At 71.6% G+C, this 16540-nt stretch carries 13 protein-coding genes and 1 pseudogene; 8 read left to right on the plus strand and 6 right to left on the minus strand.

The window, feature by feature from the left end; all coding sequences use genetic code 11:
* Positions 1–152: 152 nt before the first annotated feature.
* Positions 153–323 (plus strand): annotated as a pseudogene (locus SD460_RS47020) (IS5/IS1182 family transposase); the annotation flags it as partial.
* Positions 324–349: 26 nt separating this feature from the next.
* Here SD460_RS47020 and SD460_RS28375 read toward each other — a convergent pair.
* Both SD460_RS28375 and SD460_RS28380 read right to left on the minus strand, forming a co-directional pair.
* Complete coding sequence (locus SD460_RS28375; protein WP_290056488.1) at positions 350–3451, minus strand: NACHT and WD40 repeat domain-containing protein; 3102 nt, start codon at positions 3449–3451, stop codon at positions 350–352.
* Between the two features lie 434 nt (positions 3452–3885).
* Positions 3886–4857 (minus strand): AraC family transcriptional regulator, encoded by a 972-nt coding sequence (locus SD460_RS28380; RefSeq protein WP_290056487.1) that lies wholly within the window; start codon positions 4855–4857, stop codon positions 3886–3888.
* A gap of 80 nt (positions 4858–4937) precedes the next feature.
* Here SD460_RS28380 and SD460_RS28385 point away from each other — a divergent pair, with 80 nt between their 5' ends.
* Complete coding sequence (locus tag SD460_RS28385) at positions 4938–5951, plus strand: zinc-dependent alcohol dehydrogenase family protein (protein WP_290056486.1); 1014 nt, start codon at positions 4938–4940, stop codon at positions 5949–5951.
* A 24-nt stretch (positions 5952–5975) separates the two neighbouring features.
* On the opposite strand, the gene SD460_RS28390 is transcribed toward SD460_RS28385, so the two are convergent.
* Entirely contained in the window at positions 5976–6599 is a 624-nt protein-coding gene (locus SD460_RS28390) for a TetR/AcrR family transcriptional regulator (protein WP_290056485.1), read from the minus strand.
* A gap of 103 nt (positions 6600–6702) precedes the next feature.
* On the opposite strand from SD460_RS28390, the gene SD460_RS28395 reads away from it, so the two are divergent.
* On the plus strand, positions 6703–7476 hold the full coding sequence (locus SD460_RS28395; RefSeq protein ID WP_290056484.1) for an SDR family oxidoreductase: 774 nt from the start codon (positions 6703–6705) through the stop codon (positions 7474–7476).
* Positions 7477–8067: 591 nt separating this feature from the next.
* Here SD460_RS28395 and SD460_RS28400 read toward each other — a convergent pair.
* Positions 8068–9153 carry an alcohol dehydrogenase catalytic domain-containing protein gene (locus tag SD460_RS28400; RefSeq protein ID WP_290056483.1) on the minus strand — a complete coding sequence of 362 codons (1086 nt, stop codon included), beginning with the start codon at positions 9151–9153 and terminating at the stop codon, positions 8068–8070.
* A 95-nt stretch (positions 9154–9248) separates the two neighbouring features.
* Between SD460_RS28400 and SD460_RS28405 the strand changes: the two genes are divergently transcribed.
* Positions 9249–10151, plus strand: coding sequence for a LysR family transcriptional regulator (locus tag SD460_RS28405; protein ID WP_318306969.1), 903 nt, complete (start codon positions 9249–9251; stop codon positions 10149–10151).
* Here the strand turns inward: SD460_RS28405 and SD460_RS28410 are convergent.
* Positions 10114–11280 (minus strand): NAD(P)/FAD-dependent oxidoreductase, encoded by a 1167-nt coding sequence (locus SD460_RS28410; protein WP_290056481.1) that lies wholly within the window; start codon positions 11278–11280, stop codon positions 10114–10116. The two genes, SD460_RS28405 and SD460_RS28410, sit on opposite strands and share 38 nt — an antisense overlap.
* A gap of 85 nt (positions 11281–11365) precedes the next feature.
* On the opposite strand from SD460_RS28410, the gene SD460_RS28415 reads away from it, so the two are divergent.
* The 3 genes from SD460_RS28415 to SD460_RS28425 all read left to right on the plus strand — a co-directional run bounded on the left by SD460_RS28415 (position 11366) and on the right by SD460_RS28425 (position 15532).
* Entirely contained in the window at positions 11366–11854 is a 489-nt protein-coding gene (locus SD460_RS28415; protein WP_290056480.1) for a MarR family winged helix-turn-helix transcriptional regulator, read from the plus strand.
* Between the two features lie 118 nt (positions 11855–11972).
* A complete protein-coding gene (locus SD460_RS28420) occupies positions 11973–13904 on the plus strand; it encodes a LamG-like jellyroll fold domain-containing protein (RefSeq protein WP_290056479.1) in 1932 nt (643 codons plus the stop codon).
* Positions 13905–14020: 116 nt separating this feature from the next.
* Entirely contained in the window at positions 14021–15532 is a 1512-nt protein-coding gene (locus tag SD460_RS28425; protein WP_318306970.1) for an FAD-dependent oxidoreductase, read from the plus strand.
* Positions 15533–15582: 50 nt separating this feature from the next.
* Here the strand turns inward: SD460_RS28425 and SD460_RS28430 are convergent, their stop codons facing one another.
* Positions 15583–15753: a hypothetical protein gene (locus tag SD460_RS28430; RefSeq protein WP_318306971.1), complete on the minus strand. Its 171-nt coding sequence runs from the start codon at positions 15751–15753 to the stop codon at positions 15583–15585.
* Positions 15754–15838: 85 nt separating this feature from the next.
* Here SD460_RS28430 and SD460_RS28435 point away from each other — a divergent pair, with 85 nt between their 5' ends.
* Entirely contained in the window at positions 15839–16432 is a 594-nt protein-coding gene (locus SD460_RS28435) for a GNAT family N-acetyltransferase (RefSeq protein WP_290061546.1), read from the plus strand.
* Positions 16433–16540: the final 108 nt, after the last annotated feature.

The following is a 16540-nucleotide window of genomic DNA, read 5'->3' on the forward strand; positions in this document are numbered from 1 at the left end:
GCGCATGCGAAGCCCGCCGGGCAGGTCCGGAAACCTCAGCAGGTCGGCGAAAGGGTCGGCGACGACCACACTGAACGCGGTGCTCGACGCGACCGCCCGCTGCTGCAGAGCCTCGAGCGCACGCAGTCCGGCCGAGCAGAATGCCGGCCGGCAAGGGCCACTCCAGCCGGGCCATCCGGTCCTGCCTGCGCCGGCGGCACATCCCGGCGACGATTCCCGAACGCCGGGACCAACGAGCCGGCCGGCTGCGCCGTGGTCGGGCCGGTGGTCGCCCACCGGCCTTCGACCGTGTCGCCTACCGGCGCCGCAACATCGTCGAACGCTGGTACCGGGCGAATCCGGCCCGACGTCAAGATGTCGGTGTGTCCCACACCTGCGCGAGGTCGCCCGTCGACGTGGCGGCCAGGGACCGGTCGTCCGGGGCGAACACCATGTGGTCCGGCCGCCAGAAGGAGGCCCTGACCCCTCCCACCGCAGGCCGGAGGGTTCCCTTGACGTCGCCGGTGGCCAGGTCGGACAGTTCGATCGTGCCGTCGTGTTCGCCGATCGCCATCGTCGAACCGTCCGTGCTCAGCGCGATCGACATGAACCCGCCCGGCCCCGTATCGAACTGCCGCACCCGCACGCCGCTGTCGAGGTTCCACAACCCGACCACGCCGCTGCCGTCCACCGCCGCGAGCGTGTGACCGCCGTTGCCGACGCCGAACAACCGCAGGCCGTCGCCGTCCGCCGGGTAGATCGTCCCGGCGGGAAGCGTCCGGGTCACCGCGTGGGTCGTCACGTCGACCACCGCGATCGAGCCGTCGTCGAGCAGGAACGCCAGCGAGCGGCCGTCGACGCTGTAGGTGAGGTTGCGGATGGCAGGAGTCGCCGGCCCGTACGGCTGGATGCGCTGCCCTACGCCGCGATCGCCGGCCAGGTCCCACAACTGCACGGATCCGTCACGTCTCCCGATGGCGGCGGTGTTCCCGTCGGGGCTGAAACTCGAACCGACAACGGAGGGATCGCTCTCCTGGCTGGCCGCGCCCGGGAGCAGCCGGGCCTCTCGATCCTGCTCGGTTCGCCATCGCCACACCGAGCCCCTGAGCGCGCGGCCCCCGAGCGGGCCGTCGTCGGCATCACCGGTGAGCATGGTGAGCTCGGTGCCGTTCGTGGTGAGGACGATCGCCGCGATGACGCGCACCCTCGGATCGGCTTGGAGGGTGGCCTTGAGGCGGCCGCTGCGCACGTCCCACAGCCGGACGATCGGCGAGCCCCTGTCCGAGTCGAAAGCGGCCAGGGTGCGGCCGTCCCGGCTGAGGGCCATCCCCCGGCCGTCGGTGACCGGGCCGTCCATGCGGTACGGAGCGTTCGCGAGGTAGATGGCCGGGACGAGACTCGCCAGCATGGCGATCGAAATGGCCAGGACCACCAGCGACGGCGGTTTCGGCCACCGCCGCCGTGCCCAGCGATGCAGCGGGCGTGAACCGGCCGTGGCCGGGGAAGGATGCCACCGGTCGGCGAGGTGGTCGGTGAGCAGGTCGTGGCGGAGTTGATACGCCGGGCCGGTCTGGCGCAGCACTCCCACCGCGTGCGCCTCGCGCAGGAACCGGTTAAGCCGGAAGGGAAGCCGGCCCGTCACGGCCAGCCACACGCGGGCCACGGTGTAGGTCAGCCATGCGGCGCCCGAGCCGATCAGCACCACGCCACCGATGACCACCCCCATCACCAGGCTGATCGGCAAGAGCGGCGGCTGGTCCCTCGCCGGGAAGGTCAACGAGGCCAGCGCGGTCGCGCCCGCACCGAACACGGCGGTGGCGGCGACGGTGACGAGAAGCGCTCGCCGATCCCAGCGCAGCAGGTTTTGCGGCGAACTCGACTCCTGGTGTTCCGCGGGTGTGGCGAGCCAGCGCGCCAACCCGATCGGGACACCCACGGAACTGGCGACGAGCGCCCAGAGCCCGAAACCCGTTCCCGCACCGACCGAGGTGGCCAGCCCCAGCGCCAGGAAAGGGAGCGCGACGGCCATGCCGATCGCGAGACCGACCGCCAGACTCGGCACCAGCAGCCGCAGCCGAGGTGTGCTGCGCCGCGGCAGGCCGCCGTTGAGCGCGCTGAGGGCGTTGGTCACCGTGATCACGCCGAGCACGACGAAAACGATCGACAAAGTGGGAATGCTTGTTTGCGAGTCGCCCGTCCACAGCCCGCGCAACCACCCGACAACGCCGAAGTCGGTGGCGACGATCGCCGGTTCGGCGACCAGGTAACCGATCCCCAACGCGGCGGCGCTGATCGCGGACACCGCCTGCAGCAACGTCCCGATGTCTTGAGCGACGCCGGAGCAGATCGTGCGCAGCAGACGAGGGCCGGCGGCCTGCTCGTCCGCTGTTGCCGTGCGGGTCGAACGAGGCGCGGCCATGACACCGGCGATCAACCCGATGACCACACCCGGGAGAAGGAGCTGGGCGAAGGTCTTGGAAGAACCGAGGGCGAGGGCCAACGCCGGAGTGAGTGTGGCACCCAGAACGGTACCGATCACGACGATCGTCGTCGCGATCACCGCGCTCGGCACCGAACGGGAAAGCCGCCACCACTCGTAGTTGGGGTCTGCGACGCGATCTCGGAGGTGGTGGGCCAGGAAGCTCAGCCACCGCGTGCTGCGGACGCACTCACGTTCGCGGGGATAGCTCGTGGGCAGGAACTGGGTGAGCAGGTGTTGCCCGGCGGCGTCGGCCGTGGCGAACCGGGTCAGCTCCGTGGGGTCGCTGGCGGGATCCCGGTAGATCTGGCGGGCGAGGCTGATCATCAGCGGCGTCGACAGTGCGGTGGCGAGCGGTCCGCCCGGCTCCCGGCGCATCTCCGCCACCGCCCCGTCCCACCGCGGGGACTGGGCGATCTCGCGCTGGGTGAGGTAGACGGCGGCGTCGTCGACACTGACCGGTTCGATGTCGACGACTGCCGCGTGCGAGAGCAGGCTTCCACCGGCCGAGCCGCGTTCGTACTCGATGGTGCGGCAGGTGAGCACCATGTCCAAGCCGGCGCCGGCCGAGCGATCCAGGTCGGCCAACGCGTGCGGGAGCATCGACTCGGGCATCTCGTCCAGGCCGTCCAGCACCGGTAGCAGCCGCTTGCCCGCCCACAGCCCGTCGGCGCCGGTGGCGAGTTCGGGGTGGTCATCGGCGATTCTGCGGGCCACCCACGTTTCGATCGGTTCGCCGGTCGCGTCGCGGGGGTTCCGCGGCCGCCACCCGGCGATCGAGAGCAGGAGCGGCACCGGGTGGTCCCGGTGCGCCGCGGCGGCGAGCGTGTAGAGGATCGCGAGGGTCGTCTTGCCCGCGCCAGGTGCGCCCAGCACCACCAGTTGCCGGCGAGGATCGACGCGGAACGCTTCGACCAGTTCGTGGGCGAACGGAAGCTCGTCGGTGAGGTCCTGCCCCAGGGCTCCGCGCAACGGCTTCCACGGGCCGGCCACCTCGCCCCCCCCCGGCCGGCCGGCCGCCAGCGCAGCCGGACGGGGCGCGGCTGGCGCAAGCCGCGGTTGCCGACTTCGTTGCGCCACTGCGTGAACACCTTGGCCCGCACCCCCGCCAGGCTGTCCTCGACCGAGGCCGCGTGGCGTCGCTGTCGCAGGCCGACCGACTGGTTGATGGTCACGGAGCCGATGTCGTGTGCCTGGATGACGTGGCCGCCGACCGTGCCGGTGACGACGTTGGACGTCGGCCCGCCCGGTGCGCCGGCCGTGGTCCGGACTCCGCCGATACGGTTCGCGCTCCGCCGAGACCTCCTGAAGAGATTCACCCGGCTCCCACGACCTCCACTGGTTTCGGAGCCCGCAACGGCCCCGGCACGATGCCGACGTGGTGGCTAGTCGCTCCGAGCTCGAGCACCGTTACGAGCGCAGGCGGGCTACTCCTTCGCGGTGCCGCCGGGCTCGATGCTTTCCGCGGTCCCGGTCGCCGCGCGGTCGCGCGCCAGCTTCCGCCACGTGCCCGGCGTAACGCCTTCCCTGCGCAGGAATACCCGGCTGAGCGCGGTGCTGGTGTGGTAACCGACCCGCACGGCGATTTCCTGGACGCTCAGAGAAGTGTCCCGTAGCAGCGTCTTGGTCCGGTACACGCGCCACGACGTGAGGTAACCCAATGGCGTGTCGCCGGTCTTCTCCTTGAACGCGGCGGCGAACGCCGAGCGCGACATGCCGGCGGCGAGCGCGAGCGCCTCTACCGTCCACGGGTGGTCGAGGTTCGCGTGCAGTTCGTGGATCGCCGCGGCCAGCTGGGGGTCCCGCAGGGCCGCGAGCCAGCCGATCGTGCCGCTGCCCACGTCACTGCAGCACGCGCGCAACGCCTGGACGAACAGCACGTCGGACAGGCGGCTCGTGACGAAACCCGCGCCGAGGCCGTTCACCGCGGACTCCTGGGCGATGAGCTCGAACGTCGTGCGCAGGAGACGACCGGAGGTCGTGCCGGGGCTCAGCCGCAACAGCGGCGGCAGGAGCGCGAACAGCGTCTCCGCCGCCACGGCGTCGAAGGTGAACCGCGTGGAGACGATCTCGGTCAGCGCGCCGTCGCCGCCGACCTCCGCGCCACGCGGTTCGCCGCCGGCCACGCCGTCGCAGTCGACGAGTACGCGGCCCTGCTCGTCCTGCAGCGCGAACTCGACACCCGCGCGGACCAGGAAGCAGTCGTCCGCCGTCAGGTGCTGCGGCTCGGCCAGCCCTGCTCCGGTGAGCCAGCACGACCCACTCGAAATCAGCACGAGCCTCGCGACGTGCCGGGCGGGGAAGGCGATGCCCCACGGCGCGCGGGCGCTCACCCGCACGTAGCGCGAGCTCTCGATCTTCATCGTGGCGAGCAGGTCGTCCACCGGGGCGACGGTCATACGCACTTCCTGGACGATCGGCCGGATATCGCGGACGAAATGATACAGCGCGTCCAAGCCGGGCGACCTACGGTCGACTCGTGGAAACCAGCGAGGAAGAAACAGTGGCGCGGACGTACGAGGTGCGGACCGACGGCCGGCCGGTCATCGAGAAGAACCGTCCCGTACCCGCTCCGGCGGCGGGTGAGGTGCTGGTGCGGGTGAAGGCCAGCTCGCTCAACGCCCGGGACCTGCCGATCGTCAGCGGCCGGTACTCGCGCCCGGTGCCACCCGGACGCGTACCCCTCTCCGACGGCGCCGGCATCGTCGAGGCGGTCGGCGCCGGGGTCTCGCGGTTCCGGGCCGGGGATCGCGTGACGAGCAGCTTCCACCCCAGCTGGCTCTACGGCTCCCTGGACGGGTGGGATGAGCTCTACGGGGTGCAGCTCGACGGATGGCTGACCGAATACATCGCCGTGGGCGAGCAGAGCCTGGTCCCGGTACCCGAGCACCTGTCGTTCGAGGAAGCGGCCACGCTCCCCTGCGCCGCCCTCACGGCCTGGTCCGCGTTGTCCGGCGTCGGCCCGGGCGACACCGTGCTCCTGCAAGGATCCGGCGGGGTGTCGATCTTCGCGCTGCAGTTCGCCCGCGTGGCCGGCGCACGAGTGCTGGTCACCACCTCCAGCGCCGGGAAGGCGCAACGCCTGCGCGCCCTCGGCGCCTCCGACGTCATCGACTACGCCGGCACTCCCGAATGGGGTGCGCGGGTCCGCCAGCTGACCGGCGGCCACGGCGCCGATCTCGTCGTGGAGATCGGCGGAGCCGGAACGATCGCCCAATCGATCACCGCCCTCGCCCAAGGCGGCCGGATTTCGCTCGTCGGCAACCTCGCGGACGGCGACGGCATGGACCTGACTCAGTTCCTGAACCGCGGCGCGACGCTGCGCACCGTCACCGTCGGCAGCCGCAGTGATTTCGAGCGGATGAACCGGGTCATCAGCCGGCACCGGCTGCGGCCGGTCGTCGACCGCGTGTTCCCGTTCGCCGAAGCACCCGACGCGTTCACCTACTTCGCAACGGGAACGCACTTCGGCAAGGTCGTCATCCGCCACTGACCGGCGATTCAGTCGTCGAGGGCCTTACCCAGTCGTGGCGTACCGGGCGGCGGTGGTACGGACGGCCTCGTCGACCACCTGCGCGACGCGTTCGGCGCTCACCTCCCAGCCCGGCACCAGGAGTGCCGGCCAGAAGACGTAGTTGGAGATCATGCCCAGGAACTGGGTGGCGGCCAGGTCGACGTCCTCGATCCGCACCGTTCCCGCCTCGTGCTCGGCCAGCAGGTAGCCGCGCACGGACTCGAAGTAGGGCATCTTCCCCTGCGAGAACTGCGCATGGGCCAGCTCGGGGAACCGCGGCAGCTCGGCGATGACGATGCGGAACAGGTCGGTCATCCGGGCCCGGCCGAGCAGCTCGGCGTAACGGCGGCCGATGGTGGTGAGCCCGTCGACGACGTTGCCCGCCGGCGGCGGGGTTTCCTCGTCGGCGGTCGACCAGGACTCGGTCACGATGGCGTCGAACAGGGCGGCTTTGGTCGGGAACTGCTTGAACAGGGTGGCCCGCGAAACGCCCGAGCGCTCGGCGATCCGCGCCAGCGACGTCCGGTCGTAGCCCAGCTCGAGGAACAGTGCGGTCGCGGCCGTCACGATCAGCGCGCGCTTCTCCTGGGCGACGCGCTGGTGGTACGGCGTCACGACCTTGCTCATGGACCGAGCATACGAGGTGAGTGGCTTGACTCGCCACCGCCGCCGCCCTAATGTCGAGGGCATGGTGAGTCGACCGGCTCACCACCTACCGAAGGACCATCCCATGCCCCGCTTCGACAACCAGACCGTGCTCGTGACCGGCGGGACCGGCGGCCAGGGCTCGAGCCACGTGCGCGCCTTCCACGCGGAGGGAGCGAACGTCGTGATCGGCAGTCTCGACGCACACCGCGGCGCCGCTCTCGCGGGCGAGCTGGGGGCTCGCGCTCGCTTCACCCGCCTCGACGTCACCGACGAGAGCTCGTGGTCCGCCGCGGTGTCGGCCACTGAAAGCGCTTTCGGCGGCTTGGACGTGCTCGTCAACAACGCGGGCGTGCAGAACCCGCCCGCCACCATCGAGCACACGGATCTGGCGACGTGGTCACGCATCCTGGACCTCAACCTCACCGGGACGTTCCTCGGCGTCAAGGTCGCCGCTCCCGCGCTGCGCCGCGCGGGAGGAGGAGCCATCGTCAACATCGCCTCGACCATGGCGCTGGGTGGCACCGCGCACTACGCGCCGTACGTCGCCGGCAAGTGGGCCGTGCGAGGCCTGACCCGGACGGCGGCGCTCGAACTCGGCCGCGACCGGATCCGGGTGAACACCATCCATCCCGGCGTGATCTCGACGCCGTTCATCCACGAACCGGCAGCCGGCGCCACGGCGGCGATCGCGGAGTTCTATTCGCCGGAGCCGTTCGCCGTCCCCCGGCTCGGGGAGCCGGCCGAGGTGACGCGGTTGCTGCTGTTCCTCGCCTCGTCGGAGGCGTCGTTCGTCACAGGCTCGGAGTACGTCATCGACGGCGGACTCCTCCTCGGGCCCGCGCTTCAGGCCGCATGAGCACGTTGCCGCACCTGCCCGGCCCCATCCGGCGAGCCATCGAGATCACCCCGGCCGCACCGGCCGGCCACGCCGCATCGAGATCTTCTTCTACCGAGCCGCGGGCAGCACTTACCTGTGCAGCGGCGCCGGCGGTGCGGCGACCGGCTGGCACGCGAACCTGCTTGCCCACCCCGACTTCACTTTCCACCTCAAGAACGGGATTCGTGCGGACCTGCCCGCGGCCCACCCGGCTCGAAAACTGGGCCGAGAGCCGGCTGATGCGCATCACCTTCCCCCAGCCCCCGGGAACACCGGCATGAGGGAGGAAGGAGCGCCATCGCCTCGTAGAGAGCCGAACCGAGAAAACCCGGCGATTTGCGGACGACCTCGGCGGCGCGGCTGATCGCTTCGATGAGGTCTTGCGCCCCGGCCGCCGTACGACTCCGGGCCGTGCGCCGGGGGCGATGACGCCGGCCGGGACGGGCACATCAGGGCTGGAGTGGCGGGCGACGGCCGCGGACCGGGCGGGCAACCGCTTGTCCCGACTCGTTCAGCCAGGGACGCCGCCCGGAATCGTCGCTCGTTGCCGCCCTGTTCGCGCGTCGTGAGTCACGCCGCCGGCGTGAGCACGGTGCGGTCGAACGGTCCACTGTGGACGGCGGCGTGGGCGATCGCGTCGTTGACCTCGTCGAGGGTGAACCGGGTGACCTGCTCCGGGGCGAGGTCGAGGGCGCCCGAGGCGATCAGGCGGATCATCCCGGTGTTCGCCGTGCGCGGATACATCCATTGGCCGCGCACGGTCACCGAGTTGCGCATGATCCACGGGTACGGGAGGGCGAGGTCGGCGCCGCCGAGCATGCCGACGCCACCCATCAGCACCACCCGCCCGTACTCGCGGACGGTCATGGCCGCCGCGCGGGTCGCCGAGCTCGGCGCGTGGGGCGGCAGCAGGTCGAGCACGACGTCGATCGGGCCGTCGGCGGCGGCGATCATCGCGCGGTGGTCGGCTTCTTCGTCGCCGGTGAGTTCGACCGTGCTCACCCGGGGCCCGAACCGGTCGGCGAGCCGGGCGAGCACCGCCCGGTTGCGTCCGGCGGCGACCACCCGCGCGGCTCCCATGGCGAGCGCGACCACCACCGCGCTGCTGCCGAGGTTGCCCGTCGCGCCGCTGACCAGCAGCGTCTCCCCCGCCTCCAGCCGGCCGGCCAGGAGTCCGCCGTAGGGAATGGTGTGCACCCCCAGCGCGGACCACCGCGCCGGGTCGGCCGCCGCTTCCGCGGGCAGGCGGTGGGCGTTCTCGGTGGGCAGCCGCATGAGCTCGGCGAACGACCCGTCGTGCAGGTGGCGGGACAGCCGGGCGCCGCCCTCGCCGCGGGAGCTCCAGCCCTGCAGCGTGATGTCGGGGGTGCGGGCGTCGTCGCGGGCGCGCACCGTCGGGTCGCACCAGACCAGGTCGCCGACGCGCAGCCGGGTCGAGTCGGGGCCCACGTGCGCCACCCGGCCGATCCCACCCGGACCCGGCACGACCGGTGGTTCGAGCGGGTAGCGCCGTTCGCCGCTGAACACCTCGGCCGTGTAGGGCAGCACGCCGGTCGCGAGAACCTCGACCAGTACCTCGCCGCCGCCGGCTTCGGGATCGGGTACCTCGTGGACTGTGAGCGGGGCGCCGAACGCGGTCAATGTCGCTGCACGCATGGAAAGCCTTTCGTGATGCGGTCTCCCGCCCACGGTAGAAGCGGAACAACCATGCGGGAAGCGAAGATCAAGCATTTCTGATATGCGTAGCAGGCATGGACGTGTCGAGCGCGAACCTGCGGGTGCTGTGTCAGATCGCCGAGTCCGGCAGCTTCACCGCGGCGGCCGCGCAGCTGGGCTACACGCAGTCGGCCGTGTCCCGCCAAGCGGTCGCCCTCGAACGCAGCGCGGGAGTCGCGCTGTTCGAGCGCCGGCCCGACGGAGTACGGCTCACCCGGCCCGGGCTCACCCTGCTGCGCCACGCCCGGACGATTCTGGCGTCGGTCGACGCGGCCGGCCGCGACCTCTCCGGCGACGGTCCGCGGACCGAACACGTACGGCTGGGGATGTTCCTGAGCGCGGGACCCGTGATCCTGCCGGCCACGCTCGCGCGGCTCGGCGCCACCGCGCCGTGGGCCAAGATCACCACCCGCGAAGGCACGACGCCCGGCTTGGCCCGGGCGCTGCGCACCGGCTCACTCGACCTCGCCGTCCTGACGTCCCGCCCGCCGCACCGCTCCCCCGACGGGGAGACCCCGCGCTTGCACGTCACCACCGTCCAGGACGCCGAACTCCTCGTGGCGGCCTCGGCGAGCGGCTCGTTCGCCGGGCGCACGGCCGCGCACCTCGACGAGCTCGTCGACGCTCCCTGGATCGCCGCGCCGTCCTCGAGCTCCGAGCCGCTGCTCGGGGTGTGGCCGGGCCTGCCGGGGCGAGCACGTGTCGTGCACGGCACGCGGGACTGGTTGACGAAACTGCACCTGGTCGCCGGCGGGTTCGGTCTCACCACGATCCCGGAAGGCCTGGTGCCGGTCCTGCCCCCGGGCGTGACCGCATTGCGTGTCGAGGGCGCCCCGCCCGAGGTTCGCCGGGTGCTGGTGGCCCGCCTGCCCGGCCCCACCACGCCCGCGATCACCGCGGTCACCCACGCGATCGTGGCGGCCGGCCGGTCGAGCTGAGGCGAAGCTGCGCACTCGCCGGGCCCGGGGCAGCCGGGGCGAACCGTTCCGCGAACCGGGCGGTGAACAGGTCGGCTCCCTTGCGCTGGATGACGGTTTCCAGCGGGGCCGCGATGGCGCCGCCTTCGGGCCCGGGGAGCTGACCCACGCCGGCTCGGGTGCCCAACGGCAGGAAGATCCGCGGAACCGAGCCCGGCTCGTACACGGCTCCGGGCTGCTCACCCCGCAGCTGGGCCCGGATGTTCTCGACGACGACCGGCGCCTGCGTCTGCGCGTGGGTGGCCATCTTGGCGTCGGGCAGGTCGGCGATGTCGCCGAGCGCGTAGACGTTCCGGTGGCCGGCCACGTTCAGGTGGTCGTCGACCGGAACCGTGCGACGCTCGGTGAGCTCCACGAGCGCACCGTCCGCCAGGTAGCCGGTGTTGACCCGCGCGCCGAAGCTGCGGAACCAGATGTCGGCGGTGATCGGCTCGCCGGTGTCCGTCCGCACCGTGAAGGTCGACTCCGTCGCGGGTTCGACGGGCGGCAGGGTGGTCAGGGACGTGCCGAGACGCAGCTCCACCTCCAGCTCCTCGAGCTGGCGCCGGAGCTCCTCGCGCACCTCGGGGAGGAAACCGGGAAGGAGCTCGGACGACGGATCGACGACGGTGATGCGCTTGTCCGGCCACACCTCGCGGATCTCGCCCGCCAGCTCGAGCCCGACCGGGCCCGCCCCCAGGATCAGCACCCGTCCGGCGCGCCCGAGCTGGGCGTTCGTGACGTGCAGATCCGCCACGGCCTGGGCCGCGCTGGTATTCGCGTGCCGGGGGTGCGCCGGGTAGGAGTGGCGCGACCCGGTCGCCAGGACGAGGTAGCCGGCGGCAACGCGGCCACCGGTGGCCAGGGTGACGCCGGTGGCATCGGCCGACGTCACGGTGTCCCGGAGCACGTCGCCGTGTTCGAGCAGGGTGCGGTAGGCGAAGAACGGGTGGTGCGCCCAGCCGGGCCGCGCCGCCGCCCGCAGCGAAGCCGAGAAGTTGACGAACGCGTCCCGGGGATCGATGAGGGTGACCTTGGCGTCGCCGTCCAAGGACTTCGCGACGAGGGTGCCGGCATACCCGCCTCCGACGACCACGACTGCTGAGCTCATGCGCTGCCCCTTCCACCGAACCAGAGTTGACGCGACAACTCTAACAGAAGAGTTGAAGTGTCAACTTGGGTGATAAGGTGCCGGGATGGCCGATGCCGCGTCCTTGTCGACGGAGGAATGGGCGTTCTGGGACGCGTGGATGCGGGCTCAGCGCCTGCTGGCCGGCGAGGTCGACCGGGTCCTCCAGCGCGACTTCGGCATTTCCAAGGCCGAGTTCAGCATCCTGGTGACACTGCGAGCGGTTCCCGGCGGACGGCTGCGGGTCACCGAGCTGGCCGGCTCGCTCGGCTGGGAGAAGAGCCGCGTCGCGCACCAGCTGACGCGGATGGAGCGTCGTGGCTTGCTCGAGCGGAGCGAAGCGGGCGCGGCCGGCCGCAGGACCGGGATCGCGCTGAAGCCGTCGGGCGAGGAGGTCGTCGAGCGCGCGATCCGCGGGCACGCCCGCACCATCCGCCGGCTCGCCCTCGATCGGCTGTCGGCGGAGCAGATCGCGGCGATCGGCGCGTGGAGCAACGACCTGATCGATCACCTCGCAGCGGCCTCGTCCGAGCGCGGCGCGGCCGCCGACGCCTGAGATCCCGGCGGTAGACGGGACAAGAATTGTCGACGTGCGCACGCCATCTGGTGTTCGCACGGACTCAAGCACGCGCGCATAACGTCCGGGGCGCTCGAGAAATCTCCCCGGAAACCTGATGAGGACGATCATGCGCGAAAACCAGGCGGGCCCCAACCGACGGTCCTTCCTGCGCAACGCGGGGCTGGCCGGTGTCGGCGCGACGGCGCTGGGCGCGCTCGGCGTCACACCGGCCGAAGCGGACCCCGCGGAGACCACGAACCGGGGCGGCGGCCGGTGGAACCCGGACGGCGAGAGCCGCCAGTTCACCGTCGCCGTCATGCCGGACACCCAGTACCTGTACTGGGGCAGCCAGAACAGCATCAACCCGGAGCCGCAGGAAGCGTCGCTGCGGTACGTGATCGGCAGCAGCGGCAAACCGGACGCCAACATCGTCTTCCTGGCTCACCTCGGCGACCTGACGCAGGACGCGGACGTCACGTCGTTCCAGGCCGTGGACAGGACGTTCAGAATCGCCGACTCGGCCGGCGTCGCCTACAGCGTGCTCGCCGGCAACCACGACGTGTCCGGTGACGACACCCGCGGGACCACGCCGTACCTGCAGACGATGGGCCCGCAGCGGTTCCGGCGGCAGAAGTCGTTCCTCGGTTCGGACGCGAGCGGGTACAACACCGCGCACGTCTTCCGCGCCGCCGGGCGGGAGTGGCTGCTGCTGGCGATGGACTGGCGCACCTCGGCGGCCGGCTTCGCGTGGGCGAACGACGTCATCGAGAAGCACCCCGAGATGCCGGTGATCCTCACCTGCCACGAGATCGTCGCGCCGACCTACGGCGACGAGGTCTACCCGTACGAATCGGGCGACGCCGAGAACAACGCCGAGTTCAGCGGCTACGGGCAGACCGTGTGGGACTCGCTGGTCAAGGACAACGACCAGATCTTCCTCACGCTCAACGGGCACTACTGGCCTTCCGGCCGCATGACGAAGAAGAACGCCGCCGGCCACGACGTGCACCTGCACATCGCGAACTACCAGAACCGCTACATGAGCGGCGGCGGCATGCTGCGGCTGTACCACTTCGACCTGGACCGGAACACGATCGACGTCGAGACGGTTTCGCCGTGGATCCTCGAGAAGGACCCCGCGAAGCGCAACCGCATGGAGGTGCTGGAAGCGCGGCTCACCACGGCCGTCGACCGGTTTTCGATGCCGTTCGACTTCGAGCAGCGCTTCGCCGGCTTCATCCCGGTTCCGGTCCGCCCGGCGCGCCCGGCGGGCAAGGTGCTCGTGCCGGGCACGCTGGCGTACTGGCGCTTCGACGGCGTCGGCGCGAACGGCAGCCCGGTCACCGGCACCCAGCGGGTGCGCGACCTGTCGGGCCGCGGCAACGACCTGACGCTGCAGTCCGTGGCCGGCACCGCCCCGGACGCCCTCACCTGGACCGACGACCACCACCCCGACCAGCCGGGCCACGCCAGCCTCCGCTTCGCGGGCGGCAAAAGCCCGCTGCACGGTGCGTACCTGACGACGGGCCCCGGCGCGCCGCTGAACACCGAGACGTTCCAGCGCGGCTACACGATCGAGACGTTCGTGAAGATCCCGCGCGACTGGGACGGCGGCACCAACGGCAACATGCCGGTCCTGGTCCGCCGCGGCGCGTCCGGGGACGCGGGCAAGCACGGCAAGAACACCGACCCGAAGGAGCCGGTGGCCCAGCTCATGACCACGAACAACGGCCGTGAGGTCCAGTTCAACTGCTACCCGCTGAGCCAGACCTACCCGACGACCAACTGGAGCCACGGCTTGGCCGAAGACCAGTGGTGGCACATCGCGGTGGTCAACGACGGCCACCGCACGAAGGTGTACGTCGAGAGTTCCCCGGTGGCGGACAACCCGTTCACCGACTCGGTCGGAATCGCTTCACTGGGGCTGACCTGGCTCCTGGGCGGCCACGAATACGGCGGCGCGCTGGACAACGTGTTCCACGGGTGGATCGGTGACGTGCGGATCGTCGGCCGGGCGTTGCGGACGGACGAGTTCATGACGAAGTGAACCACGGCGGCGTGTGCGCGGCTGTGCGCGCCTGACATCCCCGTGCCAGCGCCGTGTGCGCGGCCTGCCGCAGCCTGAACCGGTCGCCGAGATCCGGCTGCGGAAGGGGATTTCTCATGCATGACGTGGTGATCGTGGGCGCCGGGCCGGTCGGGCTGTTCCTGGCCTGCGAACTGGGCCTCGCGGGCTGCTCGGTCCTGGTTCTCGAGCGGGAGCCCGAGCCCGGCGCCCCGTGGCGGACGGCCCCGCTGGGGCGGCGCGGCCTGTTCGCCGCTTCGCTCGCGGCGTTCGACCGGCGCGGGCTGCTGGAGCCGCTGCTGGCCGAGGCCGGCCCCGCGTTCGGCGCCGCCGAAGACGACGACCCGGCTCGGCCGCGCTTCGCGGGGCACTTCGCCGGGATCGCGCTCGACGGGGCCGGCATCGACGTCGCCGCCCTGCCGTTCCGGCTGCCCGGCCCGGTGCCGGACGCCGTCATGACCAGTCTCGACACGCTCGAGGCGGTGCTGTCCGAGCGGGCGGCCAAGCTCGGGGTCGAGATCCGCCGCGGGGTCGCCGTGGACGGCCTCACCCAGCACGACGACGGCGTCGTCGTGCGCGCCGGCGCGCGGGAGTACCCGGCGCGCTGGGCCGTCGGCTGCGACGGCGGGCGGAGCGCGGTGCGCCGGCTCGCGGGCTTCGAGTTCACCGGCACCGAGCCGCAGTTCACCGGGTACGTCGCACTCGCGACCATCCCCGACATCGAAAAGCTGAAGCCGGGGTTCACCCCGACCCCGCGCGGCCTGTACCTCCGGATGCCCGCGGACGGGCACATCGGCGTGATGGACTTCGACGGCGGCGCGTTCGACCGCTCGCGGGAAGTCACCCGCGAACACCTCCAGGAAGTGCTGCGCCGCGTCTCCGGCACCGACGTGACGGTGACCGAGGTCCACCTCGCGTCGAGCTACACCGACCGCGCGATGCAGGCGACGACCTACCGGCGGGGCCGCGTCCTGCTCGCGGGCGACGCCGCGCACATCGTGTCGCCCCTCGGCGGGCAGGGGCTCAACACCGGCATCGGCGACGCGGTCAACCTGGGCTGGAAGCTCGCGGCGAACCTGCGCGGCCACGCGCCGGACGGGCTGCTCGACACCTACACCCGCGAGCGCCACCCGATCGGGGCTTGGGCGCTCGACTGGACGCGGGCCCAGGTGGCGTCGATGCGGCCGGATCCGCACGCCCAGGCCGTCCAGAGCGTGCTGCGCGACCTGCTCCGGACCCGGACCGGGACGACCTACGTGTTCGAGAAGCTTTCCGGCATGTCGGCCCGCCACGACCTCGGCGACGACCACCCGCTGGCCGGCCGCGTCGCCCCGGACTTCCGGCTGGACGACGGCACGAGCCTCGCCGACCTCATGCGCGACGGCCGGGGTGTCGTCCTCGACTTCAGCGCCGACCATGACTTGCGCAGTTCCGCGGCGGCTTGGGAAAGCGAGCTGCGGTACGCCGCGGGTATCGCGGAGGACGACCTCGGCTTCGGCGCGGTCCTGGTCCGCCCCGACGGGGTGGTCGCTTGGGCGGGTGAGGGCGTGCCCGATCGCGGCTCGTTCGAGCGGGCGGCCCGGCGCTGGTTCGGCGGCGCGAGGGTCTGATGTGGACTGATCGGCGTCCGGGTCCGCCGGACGCCGGTCAACCGCTCGGATCACCCGGGGTCTGCTCGCTCCAGATCCGCCGCCCCGGCGACGAATCGGGCCACCGTCTCGCCGGTCCGAGGATCCGACACCTCGATCTCCCAGGCCTCGCCGTCGTACTTCTCGATCACGTAGCCGATCGAGCCGCCGAGGGCTCCCTCGCCGGCGAACCGATCCGTCACGAGCCGCACCCGATCGTAGAGTTCGAATTCTTTGGTCATTCGCCGATCCGGAGAAGCCGCGCCGCCAGTCTGCAACAGTGGCCTCATGACCGATCACCCGAAGCCTCAGGTAAGGATCGTGCACCTCACCGGCCCGGTGTTCAACGCCCTCGCCCGCGGCGACCTGGCGGCGGCGAATGCGGTCAGCCCGGTGCCCGTCTCCGCCTACTTCGCCGGCCCGGACTGGCGCGGGGTGTGGCAGGAGCGCAGCAGCCAGGTGGCCGAAGACCCGGCCAGCGCGGCCTGGGTCACCGGCGTCATCTGGGACCAGCAGCGGCAGCTGGCCGTGGGCCGGGCCGGCTACCACGGGCCTCCCGGCCCGTCGGGAACGGTCGAGATCGGCTACGCCGTCGAACCGGTCCACCGGCGCCGCGGCTACGCCCGTGCGGCGCTGGAAGCCCTGCTGCGGCGGGCCGCCGACGAGCCGCGCGTGCGCAGCGTCCGGGTCACCATCCGCCCTGCCAACCTGGCTTCCTACGAGCTGGCGTCGCAGTACGGCTTTGCCGAGATCGGCGAGGACTGGGACGACGAGCACGGACTGGGCATCGTCTACGAGGTCGCCGCGGGGCAGCTCCAGACATCCGCACGGGCCGCTGAACGCATTGAGGCGGGAACTCCGACACCTCCCGTCGAGGCGTGAGTCCCCCGGACCCGGCCCGGCTCGAACGGGCTGCCACCCCCACCATGCGACGGGCAGGACGCACCGTTACCGGGTAGATGTGCCTTGGGCGGGCTCGTTGAGATGGTA

Source organism: Amycolatopsis solani (assembly GCF_033441515.1).
Classification (GTDB): Bacteria; Actinomycetota; Actinomycetes; order Mycobacteriales; family Pseudonocardiaceae; genus Amycolatopsis; species Amycolatopsis solani.

Bases quoted from the DNA above. Each gene is read 5' to 3' on its own strand.
- SD460_RS28400 (WP_290056483.1), bottom strand. From the start codon at position 9,153: ATGCGTGCAGCGACATTGACCGCGTTCGGCGCCCCGCTCACAGTCCAC.
- SD460_RS28395 (WP_290056484.1), top strand. From the start codon at position 6,703: ATGCCCCGCTTCGACAACCAGACCGTGCTCGTGACCGGCGGGACCGGC.
- SD460_RS28435 (WP_290061546.1), top strand. From the start codon at position 15,839: ATGACCGATCACCCGAAGCCTCAGGTAAGGATCGTGCACCTCACCGGC.
- SD460_RS28405 (WP_318306969.1), top strand. From the start codon at position 9,249: ATGGACGTGTCGAGCGCGAACCTGCGGGTGCTGTGTCAGATCGCCGAG.
- SD460_RS28415 (WP_290056480.1), top strand. From the start codon at position 11,366: ATGGCCGATGCCGCGTCCTTGTCGACGGAGGAATGGGCGTTCTGGGAC.
- SD460_RS28380 (WP_290056487.1), bottom strand. From the start codon at position 4,857: ATGACCGTCGCCCCGGTGGACGACCTGCTCGCCACGATGAAGATCGAG.
- SD460_RS28390 (WP_290056485.1), bottom strand. From the start codon at position 6,599: ATGAGCAAGGTCGTGACGCCGTACCACCAGCGCGTCGCCCAGGAGAAG.
- SD460_RS28410 (WP_290056481.1), bottom strand. From the start codon at position 11,280: ATGAGCTCAGCAGTCGTGGTCGTCGGAGGCGGGTATGCCGGCACCCTC.
- SD460_RS28420 (WP_290056479.1), top strand. From the start codon at position 11,973: ATGAGGACGATCATGCGCGAAAACCAGGCGGGCCCCAACCGACGGTCC.
- SD460_RS28425 (WP_318306970.1), top strand. From the start codon at position 14,021: ATGCATGACGTGGTGATCGTGGGCGCCGGGCCGGTCGGGCTGTTCCTG.